Raw genomic sequence first — 23,955 nt, forward strand, 5'->3', positions numbered from 1 at the left:
TTTCGCAGAGGAGATCGACCATGGCACGACCGGTGGACCCGCGGCTGTGGCGGCACGCCCGCTCCGCCCGCCGGTATCTCGGACTCAGCGTCGGACTCTCGCTGATCACCACCGGATGCATCGTGATCGGGGCGCTCGCCCTGGCCCGGGTGCTCGCGGGGGTCGTCACCGAACCCGAACACCGCCGGATCGGGTCGTGGACGGTCGAATTGGCGGTGTTCGCGGCCGCCGTGCTGTGCCGGGTGGCCGCCACCTGGTGGCAGTCCCGGCTCGCGCACCGAGCCGGGGCGCAGGTCGTGGCCGAACTCGAGACCGCCGCCCTGGCGGCCGGGGCCCAGCTCCCGCCGCGCGAACTGGAGAGCCGCCGTACCGAACTCGCGGTCGTGGTCGGCTCCGGGCTCAGCGGGCTGCGGGCCTACCTCGCGGGGTATCTGCCCGCCCTGATCCTGGCCGCCCTCGTGCCCCCGGTGGTGCTGGCCGTCGTCGCCGTCCACGACTGGGTGTCCGGCGCGATCATCGCCGTCACGCTGCCACTGATCCCGATCTTCATGATCCTCATCGGGCTGCTCACCCAGGGGAAGTCCGCGGACACGCTGGTCGCCACCACCCGGCTCTCGGACCAGCTCCTGGACTTGTTCGCGGGCATGCCGACGCTGCGCGCGCTGGGCCGCGAGACCGGCCGTTCCGCCGGGAACGACCGAGCGCGCCCGGCTGCCCCGGATCCCACTGCGGCAAACGATGATCCGCCGCGCAGCATGGCGGTCCGGGTCCGCGAGCTCGGCGATGCCCTGCACCACCGCACCATGGCGGCGCTGCGCCTGGCCTTCCTGTCCTCGATGGTCCTGGAAATGCTCGCCACCCTGTGCGTGGCCCTGGTCGCCGTCTCCATCGGCATGCGCCTGGTCTTCGGCCACATGGGGCTGTACGCGGGCCTGCTCGCCCTGATCCTCGCTCCCGAGGTCTACCTCCCGCTGCGCGCCGTCGGCGAACGCTTCCACGCCGCCCAGGACGGAATGGCCGCCGCCGAACGGGCCTTCGCGATTCTCGAACCGGGTCCGGGGACCACGCCCGCCGTTCCCGCCGGAACACCGCATCGGAACCTGCTCGGCCACATCGACATCCGCGATCTGAGCGTCGCCGCCCGCGACGGCAACGCCCCCGAAGGACTGTCCGCCACCATCCGCCCCGGCGAGGTCACCGTCCTCACCGGCCCCAACGGCTGCGGCAAATCCACCGCCCTGCAAGCCGTTCTGGGCCTCATCACCCCGGACGCCGGAACAGTCACCATCGACGGCACCCCGGTCCCCGACCTGGACCCCGACGAGTTCTGGTCCCACGTGGCCTGGCTCCCGCAGCGCCCGGTCCTGATCCCCGGCTCCCTCCGCGCCAACCTCGAACTGCTGGGACCGCCCTCGGGCGACGACCAGATCGAAGCCGCCTGCACCGCCACCGGTTTCGACGCCGTCCTCGACACCCTTCCCGCGCGCTGGGACACCGTGGTCGGCGCCGGCGGCATCGGCCTGTCCCTCGGCCAGCGCCAACGCCTGGCCCTGACTCGCACCCTCGCGGCCCCCCGCTCGATCCTGCTGCTCGACGAGCCCACCGCGCACCTCGACGACACCTCCGAGGCGACGGTCCTCGCGGCTCTGGTGGACCGTGCCCGCGCCGGCGCCACCGTCGTCGTGGTGGCCCACCGCCCCTCGGTGCTGGCGATCGCCGATCGTGTCGTCGAGGTTCACGGGGGTTCCGCACCGGCCCTTTCCGCACCGGCCCAGCCCGCACCCGCCGTTGCCGGTGACTCCGGAGGCGGTAACGCCCGACTCGACGAATCCACCCGCGCCCCAGACCGTCGTTCCGGGCCGGGATCCGCGCCCCAGGATTCGAGCCGCGCCCCCGAGGCGAGTGCGCGGCCCATCACGGATGCCGCGTCGAATTCGGCCGGTGCTGTGCGGGACTTCGCGCCGCCCGGACAGGAAGCGGCTGTCGGTGGGCTGTTGCCGAGTGCCGGTCCTGATGTTCGGGGCCTACGCGGCGAGACCGGTCGGACCGATCTGGCTGCCGGTACGGCCGCCTCGGCGGAGGTGTCGGCGCGATGAGGGCGGTGCTGGCCGATTTCCGGCGGATTCGGGAACTGCTGGAGTTGTCGCGGGCGCGGATGGCGCTCTCGATCGGGTGGGGTGTGCTCGCGCTCGGGAGCGGGCTCGGGCTGGCGGCGTTGGCGGCGTGGCTGATCGCCCGGGCGTGGCAGATGCCGCCGGTCCTGGATTTGAGTCTGGCGGTGGTGACCGTTCGGGCGCTGGGTATCTCGCGGGGGCTGTGCCGGTATCTGGAGCGGCTGGCGACGCACGATGTGGCGTTGCGGGCGATGAGTACGGCACGGACCACGACGTATCTGACGTTGGCGGGTGCGGATATCTGGCGACCGCGGCGAACCGGCGGCTCGGCACGGACACGGCTGGGGACGGATGTGGATGAGCGGGAGGGTGATCCGACCGCACTGCGGCGGGGAGAGCTGCTCGGGCGGGTGATGGGCGATATCGACGATCTCGGGGCCGTGGTGGTGCGGGCGTTCGTGCCGATCGCGGTGGCGCTGATCCTCTCGCTGCTGGCGGTCGGGCTGCTGGCGAGCATCTCGTTGCTCGCGGCGGTGATTCTGGCCGTGGCGCTGGGGGTTTCGGGGATCGTCGCGCCATGGCTGTCGGCGCGGGCGGCCCGGGAGGCGGAACTGGCGGTGCGGGCGGATCGGACCGAATTCACGGCCGAGGCGCTCACCGTGCTGGATCACGCGCCCGAATTGCGGGTGGCGGGACGGCTTTCGGAGGCGGTCGGGGCGGCCACGGCGGCCGGCCGGCGGGCCGTGGCCGCCGAGGATCGGGCGGCGTCGCGGAGCGCGTGGGCGGCGGCGGTGCTGCCGCTGTCCATCGGGGCGAGTGTGCTGGGGGCGCTGCTCATCGGGATCGTGCTGTACGGCAGCGGCACTCCGATGCCGACCGCGGGGTTCCAGACTGTCGCGCCCGGCGGCATCACACCGATGGCGTTCACCGTGCTGGTGCTGGTGCCCCTGTCCGCGTTCGAGGCGGTCGCGGTGCTGCCCGCCGCCGCGCAGGCACTGACCACCGGCCGCGCCGCACTGCATCGGCTGGACCGGCTCGAATCCGGTCGGATCGGGGGCGGCGAGCCCGGGGACGAGCGGAGGCCGCTCGAATCGCCCGCCACCGCACCGGCTTTCCCGGACCTGCCTGCGGGCAGGCGGATCGCGGTGGTCGGGCCCAGCGGTGCGGGGAAGACGACAGTGCTCATGGCCTGGGCGGGGTTGTTCGACACACCCCGGCCCGGCGTCACCTTCTTCGCCGAGGACGCGCATCTGTTCGGCACGACCGTGCTGGAGAATCTGCGCGTCGCTCGCGGCGACATCACCGTGGCCGAGGCCGAATCCGCGTTGCGGGCGGTCGGGGCGGGGGAGTGGCTGGACTCGCTCCCGGACGGCGTGGAGACGGATCTGGTCGGCGGCGCCGCCGCGGTCTCGGGCGGTCAGCGCCGAAGGATCCTGCTGGCCCGCGCCCTGCTGTCGCCCGCTCGGGTGCTGCTGCTCGACGAACCCACCGAACACCTGGAGGCGGATGCCGGGGCCGGACTGCTGCGCCGCCTGCTGGACGAGTCGAGCGGCCTGGTGGATCGCGACCGCACGGTCGTGGTGGTCACTCACCAGCTGCCCCCGGACGTCAAGGCCGACACCATCGTTCGCGTCGCGCCCGGCGGCGCGATCGACATCGGTCCCCGTATTCCCGAATCATCGTCCTGACCTGCGTTTTCGCAGTCCGCGAAAATACGTTGCCGCTTCTGCCGGATCCGACTAATTTCGTCGGTACACAGGAAGGAGGTGGTTCGAGAATGATTTCTAGGACGCGTGAGGTGGCTGCCAGCTAGGCGCTACCGCTGCAATCGGATTCCGATCGCGCGAGCCCTCCCGAATCCACGGCAGTCACCCGGCCCCCGAGTTACGGTCCGTCCGACCGGACTTGCGTGAAGAACGTTGCATCCTTCCGCAGGTACAACTCGGGGGTCGTACCTATTCCGCCTCCCCGAGACTTCAGCGGGCGGCTTAGAGCCGTTGGCCCCGGCATTCCGTGCCTGCGCTGGGTGCCGAAACAATTTTGGGGGTACCCCAGGAGGTACCCCCATCGCAACGAAATCAGTTGTCTCGCGCCGAACGGCAGCTTCAGCCGATGTAGCGCTTGAGGCGGGCCGAGAGTCGCGGCTCCAGTGCGCCGTCGGCCGCGATGCGCTCCTCGACGTAGCCCAGGTCGCCGCCCTCGACGATGCCGTAGAGCCGCTTCGCGCCGCCCACCACGATGCCGGACTGGCTGCGGATGACCACGTCGGTGGCCAGCTCCCAGGACGACTGGGTCAGGGCCTGGCCGTAGAACAGCTCGACGATGCCGGTCGAGTGGGTGAGCAGCAGCTCCAGCACCTCGTCGTCGCCGTCGATGCCGACCCGCCAGAAGCCGCTCTCGCGCAGGTCCGGGCCGTCGTACTCGCCCTCGGCGGTCAGCTTCCAGGACCGCGCTTCCCAGGTCAGGTAGTCGCCGCCGTCGTGGGCCACGATGATCTGCTGACCGAAGCGGTAGTCGCCCGTCTCGGGGTCGTTGCCCTCGCCCTCACCGCGCCACACGCCGATCAGCGGCAGCAGCGCGAGCATGGACGAGCTCAGATCGGGGCCCAGCCGCAGATTCGCGGTGTCCACGGGCAGCGGCAGATCGGGGAGCGCCGGAACGTTCAGCCCCCCGGTCGACTTGGCCCGCTCGACCGCCTCCGCGACCGCCTGGTCGCCGCTGCGGCGCGAACCGGCGGCGTCATCGGACGCCGAGCCGTTGGCCACTCCGTTTTCGGTGTTCTCGTGGGCCGGATCTGTCACGACTCGGTGAACAGCCGGTAGAGGACGTACAGACCGAACCAGGCGATCAGCACGGACACGAGTACCAGCAGAATTTCGAAGGTAAGCACCACGTCTCGGAGTCTAATCGCACCGCCGGGATCCGGTGAAAACGACCCCGGGAAAAACGCGCCGACCGACGAGAACGGCCCCGGGATCATGAATCCCGGGGCCGTTCTTGATGTTTCGCTTACTTGGCGACGGTGACGTCCACGTTGTGAATGCCGTTGCCCTCCGGCGACACCTCGGCGGTGCCGTTGCCGGACGCCGACAGCGCGCGCAGGGTCCACGAGCCCGGCGCGGCGAAGAAGCGGAAGTCGCCGGTGCCCGAGGCCACGACCTCGGCGGTGAAGTCGCCGTTGCCGTCCAGCAGGCGGACGAACGCGCCACCGACGGTCTGGCCGTCAGCGGTCAGGACACGGCCGGTGATGACCGTCTCCTTCTCGACGTCGACGCCGGCCGGGATGGCCTGTCCCTGGGTAGGTGCTGCACACATATTGATTACGCTCCCAACTCGATCGGTACACCGACGAGGGAACCGTATTCGGTCCAGGACCCGTCGTAGTTCTTGACGTTCTGGTGGCCCAGCAGCTCCTGCAGCACGAACCAGGTGTGCGAGGAACGCTCACCGATGCGGCAGTAGGCGATGGTCAGCTTGTCGCCGTCCAGCCCGGCCTCCTTGTAGATCTCCGCCAGCTCGGCGTCGCTCTTGAAGGTGCCGTCCTCGTTCGCGGCCTTCGACCACGGCACGTTGATGGCGGTCGGGATGTGGCCCGGACGCTGCGACTGCTCCTGCGGCAGGTGCGCCGGAGCCAGGATCTTGCCCGAGAACTCGTCGGGCGAGCGCACGTCGACCAGGTTCTTGGCGCCGATGGCGTCGACGACCTCGTCACGGAAGGCGCGGATGGACAGGTCCTGCGCGGAGGCCTTGTAGTCGGCGGCCGGACGCACCTTGACGTCCTTGACCAGCGGGCGGCCGTCCAGCTCCCACTTCTTGCGGCCACCGTCGAGCAGCTTCACGTCCTGGTGGCCGTAGAGCTTGAAGTACCAGTAGGCGTACGCGGCGAACCAGTTGTTGTTGCCGCCGTACAGCACCACGGTGTCGTCGTTGGAGATACCGCGCTCGGACAGCAGCGCGGAGAACTGCTCCTGGTTCACGAAGTCGCGGCGGACCTGGTCCTGGAGGTCCTTCTTCCAGTCGAGACGCACGGCGCCCTCGATGTGCCCCAGGTCGTAGGCCGAGGTGTCCTCGTCCACCTCGACCAGGACGACGCCCGGGGTGTTCAGGTTCTCTTCGACCCAGTCTGCGGAGACCAGGACATCGGAGCGAGCCATGTTGTTCCTTTCGGTGCGGTGCCGTGTTCAGGCGTTGCGTTCGTGTGGCTGAGTGATAGGGATGGTCAGGGGCGGAGTCGGGCGACCAGCGGATAGATCTGGCAACCCAGGCAGATGCCGAACGCCGCGTTCAGGAAGGCCGCGAACAGCGCGAATCCGGCGAAGATCGAGCCCGCCACCGTGCTGCCGGCCGCGAAGCCGATCACGCCCAGCACCGCGAAGACCAGACCCACCAGCTGCGCGAACCGCAGCGGGGCAACGGGTTCCAGCTCGGTCGGCGCGCCGTTGCGCGGCGCGACCAGGGCGGCGTAGATCCGGCCGTACGGACTGCGCTTGGGGCCGTTGGCCGCGCCCAAGCCGAAGACCACGGCCTGCACGGCCAGCAGCACGGCGGCCGCGGGGGCCGAGACGGAAGCGAGAATCAGGACCAGGGTGAGCACCGCGGTGGTGATCCAGGCCGCGAACCGGGGACCCCGGACATCGACCTGCTCCACGGGCGGTGCGCTCGTAGTGGTGTTCGACATGGAAGGAAGGACTCCTGCGCTCGAGGATGTATTGGCCAGATCGCCGGAGGATCGACATGATCTCTCAACAGCGGGGGATACAACCGGTCGGCGACAGAGTGATAGAAAGGCCGACCGGCTAGCGGCACAGGCAGCAACAACCACCGAGCCGGCACAGGTCTACCGTGCGGCGTCGGGTGAGCATCAGCTCGCGGTTGGATTGCACGAGAGGGAGTTTACCCAATTTTCGGGGGAAATTGGACCCGGGGTTCGTAATGCTGGTCACTCATCGGTCGCGGCGACCGTCAAAGAGGCCATTGACGTGCGCAGATCCGCGGCCTTCGGAACGCCGGCGATCCGGAAGCGTTCCAATCCTCGAGAATCCAATCCGAAAGTGGTCGGCAGCGAGAGCACGTTCAGCTCCCGGGCGAGCTCCGCGAACTCGTCGATGTCGATCTCCAGATCCAGCGGCGGCAGCTCGGCGTCGGCCAGTTCGGCCACCACGCCCGCGACCACGCGCCGCACGGCCGCGCACGGGCCGCACCAGTCCGCGGAGAAGTGCAGGACGGTCGGCCGGCCCGGGACGACCCCGGCCGCGGCCAGCAGGGTGGCCCGGGTGGATTCCGGTTCGAGCCGCGGCGCGGCGGCGCGCTCGCGCACCCGGCCCTCGTTGCGGCGCAGCAGCAGGCCCACGGCGACCGCCGCGACCAGCATGACCGTCAGGATTCCGAGGGCGATCATTTCTGTAGCCGATCCAGGTCGACGGTCACGTCGCGACCGGTGCCCTCCACCACGATCTGCCCGGCATTGGCCTCCACCGAGGTCGGGGCGATGCCGAACGGCATATTGCGGGTGTCGATGGTGTGGGTGAAGCGGGCGAGGATGGCGGGCTTGTCCTGTTCGGAGATCACGGTCCGATCCTGTTCGGGGAGTACCGAATCGGAGTCGGCCTGCAGATCGCGCCCGGCGATCGATATCGCGGTGATGCGTACCTCGGCGCCCTCGAGGCGCAGTTCGGCCAGCACGTGGACCTTCTTCTTGGTGACCTTCTGCGCGGTGTCGGTGCGCGAATCGGCGACCGCGACGGTGTCGGCGTTCGGGCCGATCGGCACGGTGCCTTCCAGGATGATGATGCCCGTGGTGCTGGGCCCGGTGCCGGCGGCGCTGCCGGAGCCGTCGGACTTGTCGGTGGGCGGGCCGAAGACCTGGAGGTCAGGAATCTTGAACAGCCGTCCGAGCTCATTGGGTTCGATGCGCATGCGGGCCTGCACCTCGTCGACCGGGACCTGCGCCACCTCGCCGTCGACCAGTTGACGCATGGGCAGGCGGACGCCCTTCAGATTGGCCTCGACCATGATCTTGCCCGGAATGTCGGGGCGCATGGCGCGGGCGCGGATGTCCATGTTGATGTACTCACCGCCCAGCGCCTGGGCCACGAACGGGTGGCGAGGCGACTCGTGGAAGGTGATCTCCGGATCGGCGCTCAGATCCGAACCGGTCCGCAGCAGCCGCGAGACGCGGTACTCGGAGTAGGCCGCGACCCCGAAATCGAGCAGCACGACCAGCCCTGCCAGGCAGAGCAATCCGATGAGCAGCCTCCGGAAACGCATAGCTGCACACTAATAGGGGGCCGTCGCCGATCCGCTTCGGATCCACCTACGGGAGTCCGTCGGCAAGGGGCGGACGCTGGTGATTCGCGCCGTCAACCCGCCCGTGGCGGCAGCGGAGGGCAAATACGAGACACCACAGGCTAATGTAGGCAGCGATTACCTGTGATGACCTGCATGGGGTAGTGGCCGACAGCGCGGTAGCCACACACATGCCAGATGGGATGGAGGGCCCCCATGGAGCTGCTCCTGCTGACCTCCGACCCCAACCCCGAGGCGGTGCTGCCGTCGCTGGCGTTGCTGCCGCATCACGTGCGGCCCGCTCCGACGGAGGTGGCGTCCCTGCTCGAGGCGGGATCCGCCGACGTGGCGCTGGTGGACGCGCGTACCGATCTGGCCGCCGCGCGCGGCCTGTGTCGGTTGCTGGGGAGCACCGGCTCGTCGGTGCCGGTGGTGGCCGTGCTGACCGAGGGCGGTCTGGTCGCGGTGAACGCCGACTGGGGGCTGGACGACATCCTGCTACCCGGTACCGGGCCCGCCGAACTGGACGCCCGGCTGCGACTCTTGGTAGCGCGCAACGGCGGTGTGGCCAGCCCGGAGAACACCGGCAAGATCACCCTCGGCGAGCTGGTCATCGACGAGGGCACCTACACCGCGCGACTGCGCGGCCGCCCGCTGGACCTGACCTACAAGGAGTTCGAGCTCCTCAAGTACCTGGCGCAGCACGCCGGCCGGGTGTTCACCCGCGCCCAGTTGCTCCAGGAGGTCTGGGGCTACGACTTCTTCGGCGGCACCCGCACCGTGGACGTGCACGTGCGACGACTGCGCGCCAAGCTCGGCAGCGAGTACGAGTCGCTGATCGGCACCGTGCGCAATGTCGGATACAAGGCGGTGCGCCCGGCGCGTACCCCGGGCAAGGGCGACGCGGTCACCTTCCCCGACTCCGACGGCACCGACGACTCCGAACTGACCTCGGCGAACGGCGCGATCTGATGACCTCCTGGACCGACCGGCCCGATTCCGAGACGGCCGGGCAGGTGCGGGCGCTGCTGGAGCGGGCGACCGCGGCCGACGGCGTGGCCCCGGTGTCGGAGCAGGCGGTGCTCTCGCTGGCCGGAACTGATTCGCCCGCAAGACATCTGGTGGACATCCGGGACGGCGTGGTCGTGGGGTATGCGAACCTCGTGCCCGCGCACGACGAGCACCCGGCGATGGCGGAGGTGGCGGTCGATCCGGCGGCCCGCGGCCGGGGTATCGGCGCAGGTCTGGTGGCTGCCGCGCTCGAGGTAGGGGGTCCGGGCGCGCGTGTGTGGGCGCACGGTGACCTGCCGCCCGCGCGGGCGGTGGCGGCCCGGCTGGGCCTGTCCGTTTCGCGTGAATTGTGGCAAATGCGAAGAGAACTGGCTAACTCGGAGCTACCTGAGCTGACGGTGCCCGCCGAACTCGAACTCCGCACCTACGCCGGGCCTTCCGACGACGCCGAACTCCTCCGCGTGAACGCCTCGGCCTTCTCCTGGCATCCCGAACAGGGCGGCTGGACCCAACGCGATATCGACGCCCGCCGCGCCGAATCCTGGTTCGACCCGAAGGGTCTGTTCATCGCCGTGGATCCGGCCCAGCCGGACCGCATCCTCGGATTCCACTGGACCAAGGTGCATTCCGATGAGACGCCGCCGATCGGCGAGGTCTATGTGGTCGGCATCGACCCCGACGCGCAGGGGCGCGGCCTCGGCCGCCTGCTCACCCTGGCGGGTCTGCACTACCTGAAGGACCGCGGCCTGGACGCCGTCCTGCTCTACACCGAAGGTGACAACACCGCGGCCGTGCACACCTACACCCGGCTCGGATTCACTCGATTCCACATCGACGTCGCCTACTCCAGCGTGTCCTGAATTACGCTCGGCAACGGTGCGGCTAATGTCACACGCCGTGTGCCGCAATCAGGGTGGGTTGTTCATCTCCCGTTCACCTGCCCTGGTCTAACTGTCAACCAGCCGCCCTTACGTTGCAAGTGGGCCGCAGACCGCTGCCCGGTGCGCTAGTTCGCAGCGAACAGCCGCCAAACGCGCCCGTCCGACCGTTGAGGGGTTGGACGTGCAAGTGATTCCCCCGGAGGAATTGGTGAATCTCAAGCGCAGCAGCGCCCTGCTCGGTGTGTTGGCCGCGGCCGGCGCCCTGACCCTGTCGGCCTGTGGCAGTGACAACAACGCCACCGGCGGCGGCGCCAAGATCGATGTCGCCTGCGGCGGCAAGACCTCGCTGAAGGCCAGTGGCTCCACCGCGCAGAAGAACGCGATGGACCGCTTCGTCGCCGCGTACCAGACCAACTGCTCGGGCGCGAAGCTCGACTACACCGGTTCGGGCTCGGGCGCCGGCGTCAACGAGTTCATCGGCAACCAGACCGATTTCGCTGGCTCGGACTCGCCGCTGAACGCCGAGAAGGGCGAGACCGACAAGGCCGCCGCTCGTTGCGCCAGCCCCGCCTGGAACCTGCCGGCCGTCTTCGGCCCGATCTCCGTGGCCTACAACCTGCCCGGCATCGAGGACCTGGTCCTGGACCCGCCGACCATCGCCAAGATCTTCTCCGGTGACATCACCGCGTGGAACGACCAGGCGATCCGGGCCCTGAACACCAACAAGGCCGACAAGCTGCCGTCGGACAAGATCGGCGTGATCTTCCGCTCCGACGAGTCGGGCACCACCGACAACTTCCAGAAGTACCTGACCACCGCCGGTGGCTACACCAAGGGCGCCGGCAAGGCGTTCAACGGTGGCGTCGGCGAGGGCGCCAAGGGCTCGGACGGCACCTCGGCCGCGGTCGCGAACACCAAGTTCACCATCACCTACACCGAGTGGTCCTTCGCCAAGGCGCAGAAGCTGTCCTCGGTGCGCGTGCTGACCACCGCCACCTCCAACGACCCGAAGCCGGTCGAGCTGACCGCCGAGTCCGCGGGCAAGGCCGTCGACGCCGCCAAGATCAAGGGCGAGGGCAACGACCTGGTGCTGGACAACAGCTCGATCTACAAGCCCACCGCCGCGGGCGCGTACCCGATCATGCTGGCCACCTACGAGATCGTCTGCTCGAAGTACAGCGACGCCGACACCGCCAAGGCCGTCAAGGCGTTCCTGACCTCCGCGGTCGGCAACGGCCAGACCGGTCTCGCCGAGGCCGGCTACGTGCCGCTGCCGGACGCGTTCAAGACCAAGCTCACCACCGCGATCAACGCCATCTCCTGATCGCCTGATCGAAACACGATGACCGTGCACGACGACATTGCATCCGCGGGTCTGTCCGTTTCGACCGACCCGCGGGAAGACCGTGCCCAACTGCCGGGGGATACTGCGCTCATGCCGACCGAACCCAGCACCACCCCGGCCGCGGGGCGCGCACCCAAGAAGTTCGGCGCGGAGTTCGCGTTCCGCTCGGCGGCCACGGCCGCCGGCGGGATCATCGTCGCCGCCATCGCCCTGATCGCCCTGTTCCTGCTGATCCGGGCGTGGCCCTCGATCATGGCGAACAAGGCGAACTTCTTCACCACCACCGAGTTCAACGTCAAGGACGAGAACAACCTGCGGTTCGGCATCAAGGACCTGTTCATGGTCACGGTGCTGAGTTCGCTGTTCGCCCTTGCCATCGCGGTGCCGATCGGGGTGGGGATCGCGCTGTTCCTGACGCAGTACTCGCCGAAGGCGCTGGCGCGTCCGTTCTCGGTCATCGTGGATCTGCTGGCCGCGGTGCCGTCGATCGTGTTCGGTCTCTGGGGATTCCTGGTCGTGGCCCCCAAACTGGGGCCCTTCCAGGACTTCCTGAACAAGCACCTGAGCTGGTTGTTCCTCTTCTCCGACGGCAATGTCAGCATTGCCGGCGGCGGCACCATCTTCACCGCGGGCGTGGTGCTCGCGGTGATGATCCTGCCGATCATCACCTCGGTCTCCCGTGAGGTGTTCGGCCTGACCCCGCGCTCGCACATCGAGGCGGCGCAGGCGCTGGGCGCCACCAAGTGGGAGGTCGTGCGCATCACCGTGCTGCCCTTCGGCCGCTCCGGCGTGATCGCCGGTTCCATGCTGGGCCTGGGCCGCGCGCTCGGTGAGACCATCGCGGTCCTCATCGTGCTGCGCACCTCGACCAAGGCGGGCAGCTGGTCGCTGTTCGACGGCGGCTACACCTTCGCCTCGAAGATCGCCTCCGCGGCTTCGGAATTCAGCTCGAAGCTGCCGACCGGTGCCTACATCGCCGCCGGTTTCGTGTTGTTCGCACTGACGTTCGTCGTCAACGCACTGGCTCGGCTCGCCGCCGGCGGGAAGGTCAACGGATGACCACCACACTCGACAAGCCGATCAAGGCGCCGACCTTCCGGCACGTCAGCCCCGCTCGCCGGATCAAGAACAACCTCGCCACCGGCCTGGTCTGGTTGTGCTTCGGCCTCGCGCTGGTGCCGCTGCTGTGGGTGCTGTTCGTGGTGCTGCAGAAGGGCGGGGCCATCGTGGCCTCGGCCGGCTGGTGGACCAAGTCGCAGAACGGCGTGCTGCCGGATCAGCGCACCGGCGGTGTCTATCACGCCATCTACGGCACCATCGTGCAGTCCGGCATCGCCGCGGTGATCGCGGTGCCGCTGGGCATCATGGCCGCGGTCTACCTGGTCGAGTACGGCCGGGGCTGGCTGGCCAAGACCACCACCTTCATGGTCGACATCCTCGCGGGTGTGCCCTCGATCGTGGCCGCGCTCTTCATCTTCGCGCTGTGGATCGCCACCTTCGGCAACCCGCAGAGCGCCTTCGCGGTGTCGCTGGCCCTGGTGCTGCTGATGCTGCCGGTGGTGGTGCGCAGCACCGAGGAAATGCTCAAGCTGGTTCCGGACGAACTGCGTGAGGCGTCCTACGCGCTCGGTATCCCGAAGTGGAAAACCATTGTGCGGATCGTCATTCCGACCGCCGCGCCCGGCATGATCTCCGGCATGCTGCTGGCCGTCGCCCGTGTCATGGGTGAGACCGCGCCGGTGCTGGTGCTGGTGGGTTACTCGAAGGCGATCAACTTCGATGTCTTCAACGGCAATATGGCCTCGCTTCCGCTGCTGATGTACCAGGAGCTGTCGAACCCCGAGCCCGCCGGCCGCGAGCGCATCTGGGGTGCCGCGCTGACCCTGATCCTGATCATCGCGCTGCTGTACCTCGCCGCCGCGGCGGTCAACAAGCTGCTCACGCGGAACCGATAGAAGGAAAGACTGATGGCCAAGCGAATTGACGTCAAAGACCTCAATATCTACTACGGCAAGTTCCACGCGGTCGCCAATGTCGGGCTGACGGTGCTGCCGCGCAGCGTGACCGCGTTCATCGGTCCGTCCGGTTGTGGCAAGTCGACCGTGCTGCGCGCGCTCAACCGCATGCACGAGGTGACCCCGGAGGCCCGCGTCGAGGGCGCGGTGTTGCTCGACGGCGAGGACATCTACGGCGCCACCGTCGACCCGGTCGGCGTGCGCCGCACCATCGGCATGGTGTTCCAGCGGCCGAACCCGTTCCCCACCATGTCGATTCGCGACAATGTGGTGGCGGGTCTGAAGCTGCAGGGCGTGCGCAACAAGGGCCGGCTGGACGAGGTGGCCGAGCAGTCGCTGCGCGGCGCCAACCTCTGGAACGAGGTCAAGGACCGCTTGGACAAGCCGGGCGGCGGCCTCTCCGGTGGTCAGCAGCAGCGTCTGTGCATCGCCCGCGCCATCGCGGTGTCGCCGGACGTGCTGCTCATGGACGAGCCGTGTTCGGCCCTGGACCCCATCTCCACGCTCGCGATCGAGGACCTGATCACCGAGCTGAAGAAGGAGTACACCATCGTCATCGTCACCCACAACATGCAGCAGGCCGCGCGGGTGAGTGACCAGACCGCCTTCTTCAACCTGGAGGCGCAGGGCAAGCCGGGCAAGCTCATCGAGATCGACGAGACCGAGAAGATCTTCTCGAACCCGTCGCAGAAGCAGACCGAGGACTACATCTCGGGTCGCTTCGGATAGTCACAGACCTTCCGGCGTCTGACGGCCCCTGCCCTTGCGGCAGGGGTCGTTTTCTATGTCCCGGGTGGTTGTGTGCAACCGTCGGTAACAGTTAGTCTGGCGCTCGTTGGTAAACCGATTGGTTTAGTACAAGGAGGTGTCGGATGACCGTCTCAACGGCGAGCCCGAAATCCGGACGGGCCGCGGCGGAACTGCCGCAACGGGCGAAGATCGCGGCCTTGGTCGCCATCTGTCTCGCGGAACTGCTCGTGGTCCTGGACAACACGCTGGTCAATGTGGCCCTGCCGTCCATGGCCGTCCAGCTGAAGGCCGACATGAGCGGCCTGCAATGGATCGTGGACGCGTTCACCCTGGCCTTCTCCGGCCTGCTGCTCGCCATGGGACACCTCGGCGACCGCTACGGGCGACGGCTGTTCATGATCATCGGACTGGGCGGCGTCGCGGTCATGTCCGCGGCGGGCGCGCTGTCCTCCGGACTCGGCCAGGTCATCGCGGCCCGCGCCGGCATGGGCGTGTTCGCGGCCGTGGTCTTCCCGGCCACGCTGGCCCTGCTCACCAATATCTTCACCAAGTCCCGCGAACGCGCCGCCGCCATCGCGCTGTGGACGGCCATGGCCGGGATCGCCGTCGCCATCGGGCCGACCGTGGGCGGCTGGCTGCTCGAATACTTCTCCTGGCACTCGGTGTTCTGGATCAATGTCCCGGTGGCGCTGATCGCCATCGGCGCGGTCCTGGCCACCGTGCCGGAATCCCGTGCCCCGCACGTGGATCGGCTCGACCGGGTCGGCATCGTGCTCTCCCTGGCCGGCATCACCGCCCTGGTGTGGTCCATCATCGAGGCCCCCAAGCACGGCTGGTTCGCCACCGAAAGCCTTGCGGGCTACCTGCTCTCGGCCGCCCTGCTGGCCGCGTTCGTGGCCTGGGAACTGCGGGTGCCGGCGCCCGTGCTGAACATGCGGCTGTTCCGCAACCGCCGATTCGCGCTGCCGTCGCTGGCCATCACGGTGTCCTACTTCTCGGCGTTCGGATTCCTGTTCCTGATCACGCAGTACTTCCAGGGCGTGAAGGAATTGTCGCCGCTCGAATTCGGCATCCACTCACTGCCTTTCGCGGTGGCCGTCGGCTTCGGCGCGCCCATCGCGACCATGCTGGCGCAGCGGCTGGGCACCACCGCCATGGTGGTGTCGGGGCTGCTGATCCTGGCGGTGGCCATGTACATCGCGGGCCGGACCACCGTCGACACCCCGTATCTGGGGCCGGTGGTGGTGTCCATGATCCTGATGGGCCTGGGATTCGCGGTGGTGCAGGGTCCGGCGACCGAATCCATCATGGGCGCGGTGCCCGTGGAGGAGGCCGGCGCGGGCTCGGCGGTCAACGACACCACGCGGGAGGTGGGCGGAGCGCTCGGTGTGGCCCTGCTGGGGTCGATCATGACCTCGGTGTACGCGGACAGGATCAGCGGCCGGATCGCGGCGATTCCCGCGCAGATCATGAATCCGCAGCAGAAGGAGCTGGCGAGCAATACGCCGATCAGCGTCCTGGAGATCGTGAAGGCCCCGGTGAATCCGCTTGTCGCACCGGCGAAAGCGGATCTGATTCACGCCATGAAGGTCGCGGCCATGCAGGGCGCCGAGGCCGCGTCATACGTCGCGGTCGGCACCCTGGTCGTGTGCGCGGTCATCGTGGCCGCGACCTTGCCCTGGCGTCCCGAACGGGGTCGTTCGGTCCTGATGGGCTGGCGTGAGTCCGACGAGGACTAGATCGATTCCTTCTCGGAATCCGGGTCCGGGGGCAGCACGCCGGTGACGAGGAAGACGACGCGGCGGCCGATCTCCACGGCGTGGTCTGCGAAGCGCTCGTAGTAGCGACCCAGCAGCGCCACGTCCACGGCCGACGCGACGCCGAACTGCCAGTCGCGGTCCATGATCAGCGTGAACAGGTGCTTGCGCAGGTCGTCCATCGCCTCGTCGTCGTCGGTGAGCTTGGCGGCCCGCTCGGGATCGCGGGTCTCCAGCACCTCCTTGGCGGTGGCGCCCATCTTGACCGCGACGCGGCCCATCTCGGCGAAGTAGCTGTTGACGGCCTCCGGCACGGCGTGGGCCGGGAAGCGGCGCCGGGTCATCTTGGCGACGTGCAGGGACAGCACGCCCATCCGGTTCACGTCGGAGACGATCTGGATGGCGCTGACGACCTGCCGCAAATCACCGGCGACCGGGGCCTGCAGCGCGAGCAGCGCGAAGGCCTTCTCCTCGGCCAGGGTGATCATCTCGGCGATCCGGTCGTACTCGCTGATCACCTGCTCCGCGAGCTCGAGATCGGCGGTGAGCAGGGACTGGGTGGCCCGCTCCATCGCCGATCCGGCGAGCCCGGCCATGCCACCGAGCAGATCGGCGAGCTCGGCCATTTGTTCGTTGTAGATGACACGCATGAGTCAAGACATTAGTGCGCGTCTTTGACCAAGTCACCAACGGTGGGTTAATCGTAGGTTCCGGTCGGTTCCGGCAACGTCGCCGCAGCTCCGACCGGTCCGGGGGCAGCCTACTTGCAGAGGTCGTCGGCGGCGTTCACATGCTCGAGGTCGGACGGCAGTGTGACCGGAGCCGCACTGGGGCCGCCCGCGTCGCTCGGCGTGTCGGGCAGCGTCTGCCCGAAGGTGGTCGGGGTCTTCACGGTGCCCGAGAAATCGGACCCCACCACGACCTCGACGATGCTGCCCAGCCCGCTCGCCGGTTCCAGGATCGCGCCCGGAATCGCGCTGGCCACGGTTCCGGCGTCGGCCTCGTGGCCGCTGGAGTAGCGGACCTTGGTCTTGGCGGAGACGCCGTCGGCGTAGTTGCCGGTGCTGTAGATCTGGAAGCCCTGCGCGGCCAGCTTGGTCGCGGTGGTGCCCGCGATGCCGCCCTGGCCGGAACCGTTGGACACCTGCACCGAGACCGTCTGCGGATCCACCGCGGCCGGTTGGGGTTTGGCGACGGGCACGCCGGCGGGGGCCGCCGGGGGCTCGGACTTCTTCTCACCGGGCAGCGGCTGGTCGTCGATGACCGCGCGGAAGATGGCCTTGATGTCGGATTCGCGCGGGATCTCGTTGCCGTACGAGGTGGTGCCCGCGGTCGGGACGGTCAGGAAGGTGATGCTCCCGGCCTGCATCTTTTGCATGGAACGGCCCAGCGTGAGCAGGTCCTTGGTGGTGACGCTGTCCATGAAAGAGTGCTTGGCGAAGGCGTTGATGAATCCGTCGAGCTTGGTCGGGTCGAACAACACCTTGCTGGACAGGGCGCTGCGCAGCAGGGACGACAGGAATCGCTGCTGCCGGTTGATCCGGTCGTAGTCGCTGCGCTCCTCGCCGTACACGTGGCGGGCGCGCACGTAGTCCAGGGCGGTGGAACCGTTGACCGTCTGCTTGCCCGGCGTGGTGAGGACGGTACCGAGGACCTCGTCGACCAGCGGTTTGGTGGTGCACACCTCGACACCGCCGACCACGTCGACCATGGACTCGAACCCGGCGAAGTCGATGCCGACGAAGTGGTTGATCTTCAGGCCCGACATCTTGGTGATCACCTTGGTCAGGCACTTCGGCCCGCCCAGCGCGTAGGTGGCATTGAGCTTGTCGCCGTCCGCGGCCGGGAACTTCTGGCTGGAGTAGGCGGCCTTCTCGTTGTCCCAGCCCTCGCAGATCGGACGGGAGACGTCCAGGTCGCGGGGGAAGGACACCGCGACCACACGGGACCGGTTGGCCGGGATGTTGACCAGCATGACGGTGTCCGAGCGCGCGCCCTCGGCGTCGTCCACACTGCCCGCGCCGAGAGTGCTGTTGGTGCCCGCCCGGGTGTCGGTGCCGACGATCAGGAAGTTCTCGTCGCCGTTCTGCCCATCGGCGTCGACGACGTCCGTGCTGTTCGGATCGAGCGCGACGACCTGCTGGAAGTTGCCGTCCTTGGCGCGCAGGTAACTCCAGCCGCCCGCCGTCACCAGCAGCGCGAGCACCGCGAACATCGCGGTGGCGCCGCGGGCCACCAGGCCGGCGCGCCGGCTGCGGCGCCGTTGGGTGCTCGACACCCGTCTGGCCGGTGCGGAACCCACGGAGGCGGGCAGCGCGGTGGTCGGATAGTCGGCGGGCGAGGCGACCCGGCGGCCCAGCAGGGCGCGGGCGCGCGCGGCCGTGGTCGGGGCGGCGGGGATGGCCTCGGTCACCGGGGGTAGTTCGTCGGTGACCAGATCGGCGGTCGGGTCGGCGCGGCGTACGGTCCGGCCGCTGCCGGCGCCCGGCGCGGCCGCTACCCGGCGGAGGTGGCTGTCGTCGCGCACGGTGCGCTGCGAGCCCGTGCCGGGCTGGTTTCCGGCGGGCGGGGGCTGGGTGCCCGGTGCGGGCGGGGGAACGACGGGCCGGGCGCCGGTGGCGGGTGCGCCGTTCGGCGGGGGCACGGGCGCCGGTGCGGCCGGTTCTCGTTCGGCCGTGCCGTTGGTGGCCGCCGGTGCGTTCGGCTTGCCCGCGTCGGTGCGCGGGCGGCGGCGCGTCTGGCGCTCGCTGTCCACCCGTTCGACCAGGTCCTGCACGGAGATGGGAGCGGCGGCGGAGTCGGCGTCGTCGGTGTGCCGGGAGCGGCGGCCCGCGCGCGACGGATCGTCCCCGTCCGCGGAGTAGCGCTCCCAGGGGGCGCGACCTCCGGGCCGTGGCGTACGCCCGTACCGATCGTCACCCACCAACGAACCTCACTTTGCTCTTGATGCCGAGGGCCATGATAACGATTTCGCCACGGTGAACCACTCGAACATGTGTCCACCCAGGTAGATCCGTTTTTTCTGCTTTGTCGGGATGCTTCGACCGCTGGGACGAACGTTCCGCAAAGTGTGCCAGGGCCTCGGCCGTACGCCCGGGAGCTGGGCCGGACATTGACCGGATCGTGCCGGATGGCCGGCGGCGACAGGCGGCTGGACCGCGGCGGTCGCTAGCCGCCGGAATGCATGACGTCGGCGGCGGTCGGGACGGTCGCGTCCTCCGGATCGTCGAGCCAGCCGTCGGGCAGCGCGACCTTCGTCTGCGGGGAGCCCTGCCGCCCGCGCGGTCCGAGCGCGTCCTCCGGGAACGGCACGTCCGGATCCAGCTGCCCGACCAGATCCCCGATCTGAGCCAGGCTGGTCACGGTGGCGAACTGCCGCCGCAGCGCGGAGCCGACCGGGAAGCCCATCAGATACCAGGCCATGTGCTTGCGGATGTCGCGCATGGCCTTGTCCTCGCCGTCGTGTTCGACGAGCAGGGCGGCGTGCCGGTGGAGGATCTCGCCGACCTTGCCGAGCGTGGGTCCGGCGGGAATGGGCTCGCCGCGCAGGGCCGCGCCGAGTTCACCGAACAGCCACGGCCGGCCCAGGCAGCCGCGGCCCACCACGACGCCGTCGCAGCCGGTCTCGGCCATCATGCGCAGCGCGTCGTCGGCGCTGAAGATGTCGCCGTTGCCGAGCACCGGGATGGTGGTGACGGTCTCCTTGAGCCGCGCGATCGCCGACCAGTCGGCCTGCCCGGAGTAGAGCTGGGCGGCGGTGCGGGCGTGCAGCGAAACCATCGCCGCGCCTTCCTCTTCGGCGATCCGGCCGGTGTCGAGGTAGGTGGTGTGGTCGTCGTCGATGCCGATGCGGAATTTGAAGGTGACCGGCACGTCGCCCGCGGCCGCGACCATTTCGCGCACGATCTCGCGGAACAGCCGCCGCTTGTAGGGCAGGGCGGAGCCGCCGCCGAGGCGGGTGACCTTGCGGACCGGGCAGCCCAGGTTCATGTCGATGTGGTCGGCCCAGCCCTCGCCGACGATGATCCGCACGGCCTCGCCGAGGGTCTTGGGGTCGACGCCGTAGAGCTGCATGGAGCGCGGCGATTCGTCGGGGCCGAAGGCCATCATGTTGAGGGTCTTCTCGTTGCGCTCGACGACCGCGCGGGCGGTGATCATCTCGCACACGTACAGCGATGTGGCGCTGCCGAATTCGCGGCACAGGGTGCGGAAGGCGACATTGGTGATGCCCGCCATCGGGGCCAGCACGACCGGCGGATCGAGCGGGTAGGGCCCGATCCGCAGCTCGGTCTTGGGGGCCCCGACCTGGTCGGTCTCGAGGGCGTGGAGCGAGGCAGTCACGCCTCCCAGTCTCTCATCCGCGCGGTGGCGGCCAGAGCCGCCCGTCCGCTCGAGTGCCCCCGGTCACAGCGTCAGCGGGCGGCGGGCCGGGTGCCGGGCTGGAACGTGAAGCCGATGGCCTCCATGACCGGCTTGCGCTGGGTCTTCTGGATGGCGGCGATCCGCCACTCGCCGTCGGTGTCGCGCACGACGGTGTAGGTGACGAGCTTGCCGAGCTTCTTGGGCTGCTTCTTGCCCACGTCCCCGGCCGACACGACGACGACGGTATCGGCGCCGTAGCGGCGGATGTCGAGGGTCTCGCCCCACATCCGGGTGCCCTTCAGGAACGAGTCGAACAGCGCCTGATGGGCCCGGCCGATCTCCGCGCCGCCGTGGTACACGGTCCCGGCGAAGGTGACGTCGGTGGCGTCGGCGGTGAAGCAGTCGCCGTAGGCGGCGCCGTCGCCGGCGTTCCAGGCCGCGGCGACACGGTCGAGCAGGGTGCGGATGGCGTCGAAATCGGTGCTGCCGTTCATGGTTCAATCCCCTTCAGGTGTTTGCTGCTCCTGAAAAGTATCTTCTCACAAGAAATATCTTCCTTCAAGAAGAGAATTGATTCGGAGGCGTCCCATGCTGTCGGACCCCGCACGAGCCAGTGCGATCTATCGCCGCTACCTCAGCGCCCTGGTGCTGCACGCCCAGGCCGGGGCGCGGGCCGTCGGACTCGGCGCGACCGATCTGTACGCCCTCAACATCCTCGACCTGAACGGCGCCATGACCCCGGGTGAACTGGCCGCTCGCACCGGACTCACCACCGGGCCCACCACCCGCCTCATCGACCGCCTGGAGCAGGCGGGTCATGTGCGCCGGGTCCCCGATGCCGCCGATCGCCGCAAGGTCCTCATCGAACCGATCCCCAACCCCGGCGACCTCGAGCGGGTGCTCGCCCCCGCGCGCCGCAAGGTCGGCGAGATCCTGCTCGGCTACACCCCCGAGCAGCAGGAAGTGCTGTTCGACTACTTCGAGCGCGCGGGCCTGGCGTTCCAGGAGGCGGTCGACGAGATCGACTGACCCGGAGGCGACGACGGCCCCCCGGGATCGGAATCCCGAGGGGCCGTGCCGAATTCGAGCCGGGTCAGGCGTTGGCCGCGGCCAGGTCCCGGTCGCGCTTGGCGGCCTCGCGGGCCAGCATCTTGTCGCGCTGCTCCTCGAACTTCACGACGTCCTTGCCGAGTCGCTCGAGGAAGAGGCCCAGACGCTCGCGGGTCTCCTCGCCGCGCGCGGTGAAGTCGGTGCGCTCGAAGATCTGCCACTTCTTGAGCACCGGGTTCACCACCTCTTCGAGGTGCTGGCGCAGGTCGTAGATGCCGTGCTTGGCCATCAGCACGCCGTTGCGGCGGAAGTTGGGCATGCCGGCGCCGGGCATCTGGAAGTTCTCCAGGATCATGGTGATCGCCTCGAGGGCCTGGTCCGGGCAGAGATCCAGGGCCGCGCCGCACATGTTGCGGTAGAAGATCATGTGCAGGTTCTCGTCGGCGGCGATGCGCTGCAGCATGCGGTCGGCGATGGGGTCGTCGCAGACGCGGCCGGTGTTGCGGTGCGAGACGCGGGTGGCGAGTTCCTGGAAGGTCACGTACGCCACCGAGTGCAGGAAGCCGGCGCTGCCGGTCTGCTCGAGCTGCTCGGTGGGGGAGGCGAACCCATTGGTCATGTGGATCATGCGGGCCTGCTCGAGGGCGACCGGGTCGACGCCGCGGGTGACGACCAGGTAGTCGCGCATCACGATGCCGTGGCGGTTCTCCTCGGCGGTCCAGCGGCCCACCCAGGTGCCCCAGGCGCCGTCCTGGGAGAAGTTCTCGGCGATCTCACGGTGGTAGGAGGGCAGGTTGTCCTCGGTGAGCAGGTTGGTGATCATGGCCGCCTTGGCCAGTTCACTCAGCTTCGACTGCGACGGATCCCAGTCCTCGCCGCCCATGGCCGCGAAGTTGCGGCCCTCGTCCCACGGCACGTAGTCGTGCGGGTGCCATTCCTTGGCCAGGGAGAGGTGGCGATTGACGTTCTCCTCGGCAACCGGCTCCAACTCCGTCAGTAGCTCGAGTTGAGTCAGATCCTTTGCCATACATATGCCCTTCGTGTCGTGCCTCGTGCTGTCGTACCCTCGCCGGCCTGCCGCCGCGGCCCATACCTTACGTGACCGTAGGGTGATGTGAAACTCATCTGTGCGCCATTGCGAGCTTGGTGAGGGATGTCATAAGAAGCGCGGCCCGCAGCGTTAGGGGGTCTATCGCTGTGGGCCGCGCTTCGTTAGCCGTGCATCAGCAATGGATGCGAGATCACTTCTTCCCGAGCAGACCGCCCAGGACGCTGCCGAGGACGCCACCCGCGTTCTGGCCCATGGCCTTGCCGAGGATATCGCCCAGACCGCCCGCGCCGCCCTGACCGCTGGTGGCCCCGCCGAGCAGGCCGCCGAGGATGTCGCCGAGACCGCCGCCGCCGGCCGCGCCGGGCTGAGCGGCCGCGCCGCCCCCGCCGAGCATCTTCTTGCCGAGGTACGCCAGCACGATCGGCGCGAGCATCGGCAGCAGCTTGCTCATCAGGTCGCCGCTGATATTGCTGCCGCCGACATTGCCGAGAGCGCTGATCACCGTGTTCTTCTCGGCGCCGAAGGTCTGGTCGACGATCTGGCTACCCGTCGAGGTATCCACCTGGCTCATGTCGACACCGCCGTCGAGCAGACCCAGCGGCTGGTTGGCGACCTCGTTCTCGAGATTCAGGCCGACCTCGGGGTTGCCGGCCTGTGCCTGGAATCCGCCGAGCAGGACGGGCACGGCCGCGTCGACCGCGGTCTTGGCGGTGGCCTCGTCGACGCCGAGCTGTTCGGCGATCTGGGCGATTGGAACTTGAGAGAGCAGGTCATCGAAGGAAGTCATGAACTCCGCCTGTGGTGATGGATTCCCGGGAAAAGCCCTACCGGGGTCACGCTAGGTGAAACCCGGACAGATTGCTACAGATTCGCGGATGTGGCCAGGGCCCGGAACGGCTGTTCCGGGCCCTGGCGCGACTGTGCCCCCACCAGGGCTCGAACCTGGGACCTGCGGATTAAAAGTCCGTAGCTCTACCAACTGAGCTATAGGGGCGTGCGGGACGTCAGTTTAATGGGCCGGGCCCACAAGTGTTAAACGAGTATCCGATTGCGCTCTGGCAGACGATATTTGCGCAGGTCATGGTGGTGGCGTCGAGCGCGCGGCGGGCCGGGGAGGGGCGCTCCGGCGGCGCGATCGGCGTGACGGGCCGTGCCGACGGTGTGACCGGCCGTGCCGATCGCGGGGGCTCGGCGAGCCATGGCGGCGCGTTGGGGGGACGATGTGGCGCTGTGAGGGTGCGGACCGGTCGGTGCGTCACCGCGACGGGGCAGAGCCGGGGTGCCACGGGGGTCGGCGCGGAGTGTGGGCGGGGTGAGGTGACGGTGTGGTCCCG

At 68.9% G+C, this 23,955-nt stretch carries 22 protein-coding genes and 1 tRNA gene; 10 read left to right on the forward strand and 13 right to left on the reverse strand.

What is annotated here, in order from left to right; genetic code table 11:
* Window positions 1–20: 20 nt before the first annotated feature.
* Window positions 21–2,096, forward strand: coding sequence for an ABC transporter ATP-binding protein/permease (locus ACQPYY_RS03005; protein WP_433592682.1), 2,076 nt, complete (start codon window positions 21–23; stop codon window positions 2,094–2,096).
* Complete coding sequence (gene cydC, locus ACQPYY_RS03010) at window positions 2,093–3,802, forward strand: thiol reductant ABC exporter subunit CydC (RefSeq protein ID WP_433592683.1); 1,710 nt, start codon at window positions 2,093–2,095, stop codon at window positions 3,800–3,802. Before ACQPYY_RS03005 ends, cydC begins: the two co-directional genes overlap by 4 nt.
* Before the next feature lie 417 nt (window positions 3,803–4,219).
* On the opposite strand, the gene ACQPYY_RS03015 is transcribed toward cydC, so the two are convergent.
* From ACQPYY_RS03015 to ACQPYY_RS03040, 6 genes are all read right to left on the reverse strand, one after another.
* Window positions 4,220–4,879, reverse strand: a complete 660-nt coding sequence (locus ACQPYY_RS03015) for an FABP family protein (protein ID WP_379106249.1) — start codon at window positions 4,877–4,879, stop codon at window positions 4,220–4,222.
* Window positions 4,880–5,123: 244 nt separating this feature from the next.
* Window positions 5,124–5,429 (reverse strand): DUF1416 domain-containing protein, encoded by a 306-nt coding sequence (locus tag ACQPYY_RS03020; RefSeq protein ID WP_379105858.1) that lies wholly within the window; start codon window positions 5,427–5,429, stop codon window positions 5,124–5,126.
* Between the two features lie 5 nt (window positions 5,430–5,434).
* Window positions 5,435–6,268, reverse strand: a complete 834-nt coding sequence (locus tag ACQPYY_RS03025; RefSeq protein ID WP_433592684.1) for a sulfurtransferase — start codon at window positions 6,266–6,268, stop codon at window positions 5,435–5,437.
* Between the two features lie 65 nt (window positions 6,269–6,333).
* Window positions 6,334–6,792 (reverse strand): DUF4395 domain-containing protein, encoded by a 459-nt coding sequence (locus ACQPYY_RS03030; protein WP_379105853.1) that lies wholly within the window; start codon window positions 6,790–6,792, stop codon window positions 6,334–6,336.
* Between the two features lie 261 nt (window positions 6,793–7,053).
* Window positions 7,054–7,512: a thioredoxin family protein gene (locus tag ACQPYY_RS03035; RefSeq protein ID WP_433592685.1), complete on the reverse strand. Its 459-nt coding sequence runs from the start codon at window positions 7,510–7,512 to the stop codon at window positions 7,054–7,056.
* Complete coding sequence (locus ACQPYY_RS03040; RefSeq protein WP_379105849.1) at window positions 7,509–8,381, reverse strand: LmeA family phospholipid-binding protein; 873 nt, start codon at window positions 8,379–8,381, stop codon at window positions 7,509–7,511. Before ACQPYY_RS03040 ends, ACQPYY_RS03035 begins: the two co-directional genes overlap by 4 nt.
* A 234-nt stretch (window positions 8,382–8,615) precedes the next feature.
* Between ACQPYY_RS03040 and ACQPYY_RS03045 the strand changes: the two genes are divergently transcribed.
* From ACQPYY_RS03045 to ACQPYY_RS03075, 7 genes are all read left to right on the forward strand, one after another.
* Window positions 8,616–9,371, forward strand: coding sequence for a winged helix-turn-helix transcriptional regulator (locus tag ACQPYY_RS03045; protein WP_357089585.1), 756 nt, complete (start codon window positions 8,616–8,618; stop codon window positions 9,369–9,371).
* A complete protein-coding gene (gene mshD / locus ACQPYY_RS03050) occupies window positions 9,371–10,270 on the forward strand; it encodes a mycothiol synthase (protein ID WP_433592686.1) in 900 nt (299 codons plus the stop codon). The genes ACQPYY_RS03045 and mshD overlap by 1 nt, the downstream gene beginning before the upstream one ends.
* A gap of 229 nt (window positions 10,271–10,499) precedes the next feature.
* Entirely contained in the window at window positions 10,500–11,615 is a 1,116-nt protein-coding gene (pstS, locus tag ACQPYY_RS03055; RefSeq protein ID WP_357282826.1) for a phosphate ABC transporter substrate-binding protein PstS, read from the forward strand.
* Between the two features lie 111 nt (window positions 11,616–11,726).
* Window positions 11,727–12,695: a phosphate ABC transporter permease subunit PstC gene (gene pstC / locus ACQPYY_RS03060; protein ID WP_379105844.1), complete on the forward strand. Its 969-nt coding sequence runs from the start codon at window positions 11,727–11,729 to the stop codon at window positions 12,693–12,695.
* Window positions 12,692–13,591 (forward strand): phosphate ABC transporter permease PstA, encoded by a 900-nt coding sequence (gene pstA, locus ACQPYY_RS03065; RefSeq protein WP_379105842.1) that lies wholly within the window; start codon window positions 12,692–12,694, stop codon window positions 13,589–13,591. Before pstC ends, pstA begins: the two co-directional genes overlap by 4 nt.
* A 12-nt stretch (window positions 13,592–13,603) precedes the next feature.
* Window positions 13,604–14,380, forward strand: coding sequence for a phosphate ABC transporter ATP-binding protein PstB (gene pstB, locus ACQPYY_RS03070; protein ID WP_357282645.1), 777 nt, complete (start codon window positions 13,604–13,606; stop codon window positions 14,378–14,380).
* 143 nt (window positions 14,381–14,523) lie between these two features.
* A complete protein-coding gene (locus ACQPYY_RS03075; RefSeq protein WP_433592687.1) occupies window positions 14,524–16,140 on the forward strand; it encodes an MFS transporter in 1,617 nt (538 codons plus the stop codon).
* Here ACQPYY_RS03075 and phoU read toward each other — a convergent pair.
* The 4 genes from phoU to ACQPYY_RS03095 all read right to left on the reverse strand — a co-directional run bounded on the left by phoU (window position 16,137) and on the right by ACQPYY_RS03095 (window position 21,014).
* The gene (gene phoU / locus ACQPYY_RS03080) at window positions 16,137–16,808 is read right to left on the reverse strand and encodes a phosphate signaling complex protein PhoU (protein ID WP_379105837.1); all 672 of its coding nucleotides are present in this window, start codon (window positions 16,806–16,808) and stop codon (window positions 16,137–16,139) included. The genes ACQPYY_RS03075 and phoU overlap by 4 nt on opposite strands.
* A gap of 110 nt (window positions 16,809–16,918) precedes the next feature.
* Window positions 16,919–19,081, reverse strand: coding sequence for an LCP family protein (locus tag ACQPYY_RS03085; RefSeq protein WP_433592688.1), 2,163 nt, complete (start codon window positions 19,079–19,081; stop codon window positions 16,919–16,921).
* Between the two features lie 245 nt (window positions 19,082–19,326).
* Window positions 19,327–20,442, reverse strand: coding sequence for a tRNA dihydrouridine synthase DusB (dusB, locus tag ACQPYY_RS03090; protein WP_433594554.1), 1,116 nt, complete (start codon window positions 20,440–20,442; stop codon window positions 19,327–19,329).
* Between the two features lie 128 nt (window positions 20,443–20,570).
* Window positions 20,571–21,014, reverse strand: a complete 444-nt coding sequence (locus tag ACQPYY_RS03095) for an SgcJ/EcaC family oxidoreductase (RefSeq protein ID WP_379105831.1) — start codon at window positions 21,012–21,014, stop codon at window positions 20,571–20,573.
* 94 nt (window positions 21,015–21,108) lie between these two features.
* Between ACQPYY_RS03095 and ACQPYY_RS03100 the strand changes: the two genes are divergently transcribed.
* Entirely contained in the window at window positions 21,109–21,549 is a 441-nt protein-coding gene (locus ACQPYY_RS03100) for a MarR family winged helix-turn-helix transcriptional regulator (protein WP_357089559.1), read from the forward strand.
* A 64-nt stretch (window positions 21,550–21,613) separates the two neighbouring features.
* Here ACQPYY_RS03100 and ACQPYY_RS03105 read toward each other — a convergent pair whose 3' ends face one another.
* The 3 genes from ACQPYY_RS03105 to ACQPYY_RS03115 all read right to left on the reverse strand — a co-directional run bounded on the left by ACQPYY_RS03105 (window position 21,614) and on the right by ACQPYY_RS03115 (window position 23,615).
* Window positions 21,614–22,597 (reverse strand): acyl-ACP desaturase, encoded by a 984-nt coding sequence (locus ACQPYY_RS03105; protein ID WP_357282633.1) that lies wholly within the window; start codon window positions 22,595–22,597, stop codon window positions 21,614–21,616.
* Window positions 22,598–22,811: 214 nt separating this feature from the next.
* A complete protein-coding gene (locus tag ACQPYY_RS03110) occupies window positions 22,812–23,408 on the reverse strand; it encodes a DUF937 domain-containing protein (RefSeq protein ID WP_433592689.1) in 597 nt (198 codons plus the stop codon).
* 134 nt (window positions 23,409–23,542) lie between these two features.
* A tRNA-Lys gene (locus tag ACQPYY_RS03115) sits at window positions 23,543–23,615 on the reverse strand.
* Window positions 23,616–23,955 lie beyond the last annotated feature (340 nt).

Origin of the sequence: Nocardia sp. CA-145437 (genome assembly GCF_050956485.1) — a bacterium.
GTDB lineage: Bacteria > Actinomycetota > Actinomycetes > Mycobacteriales > Mycobacteriaceae > Nocardia.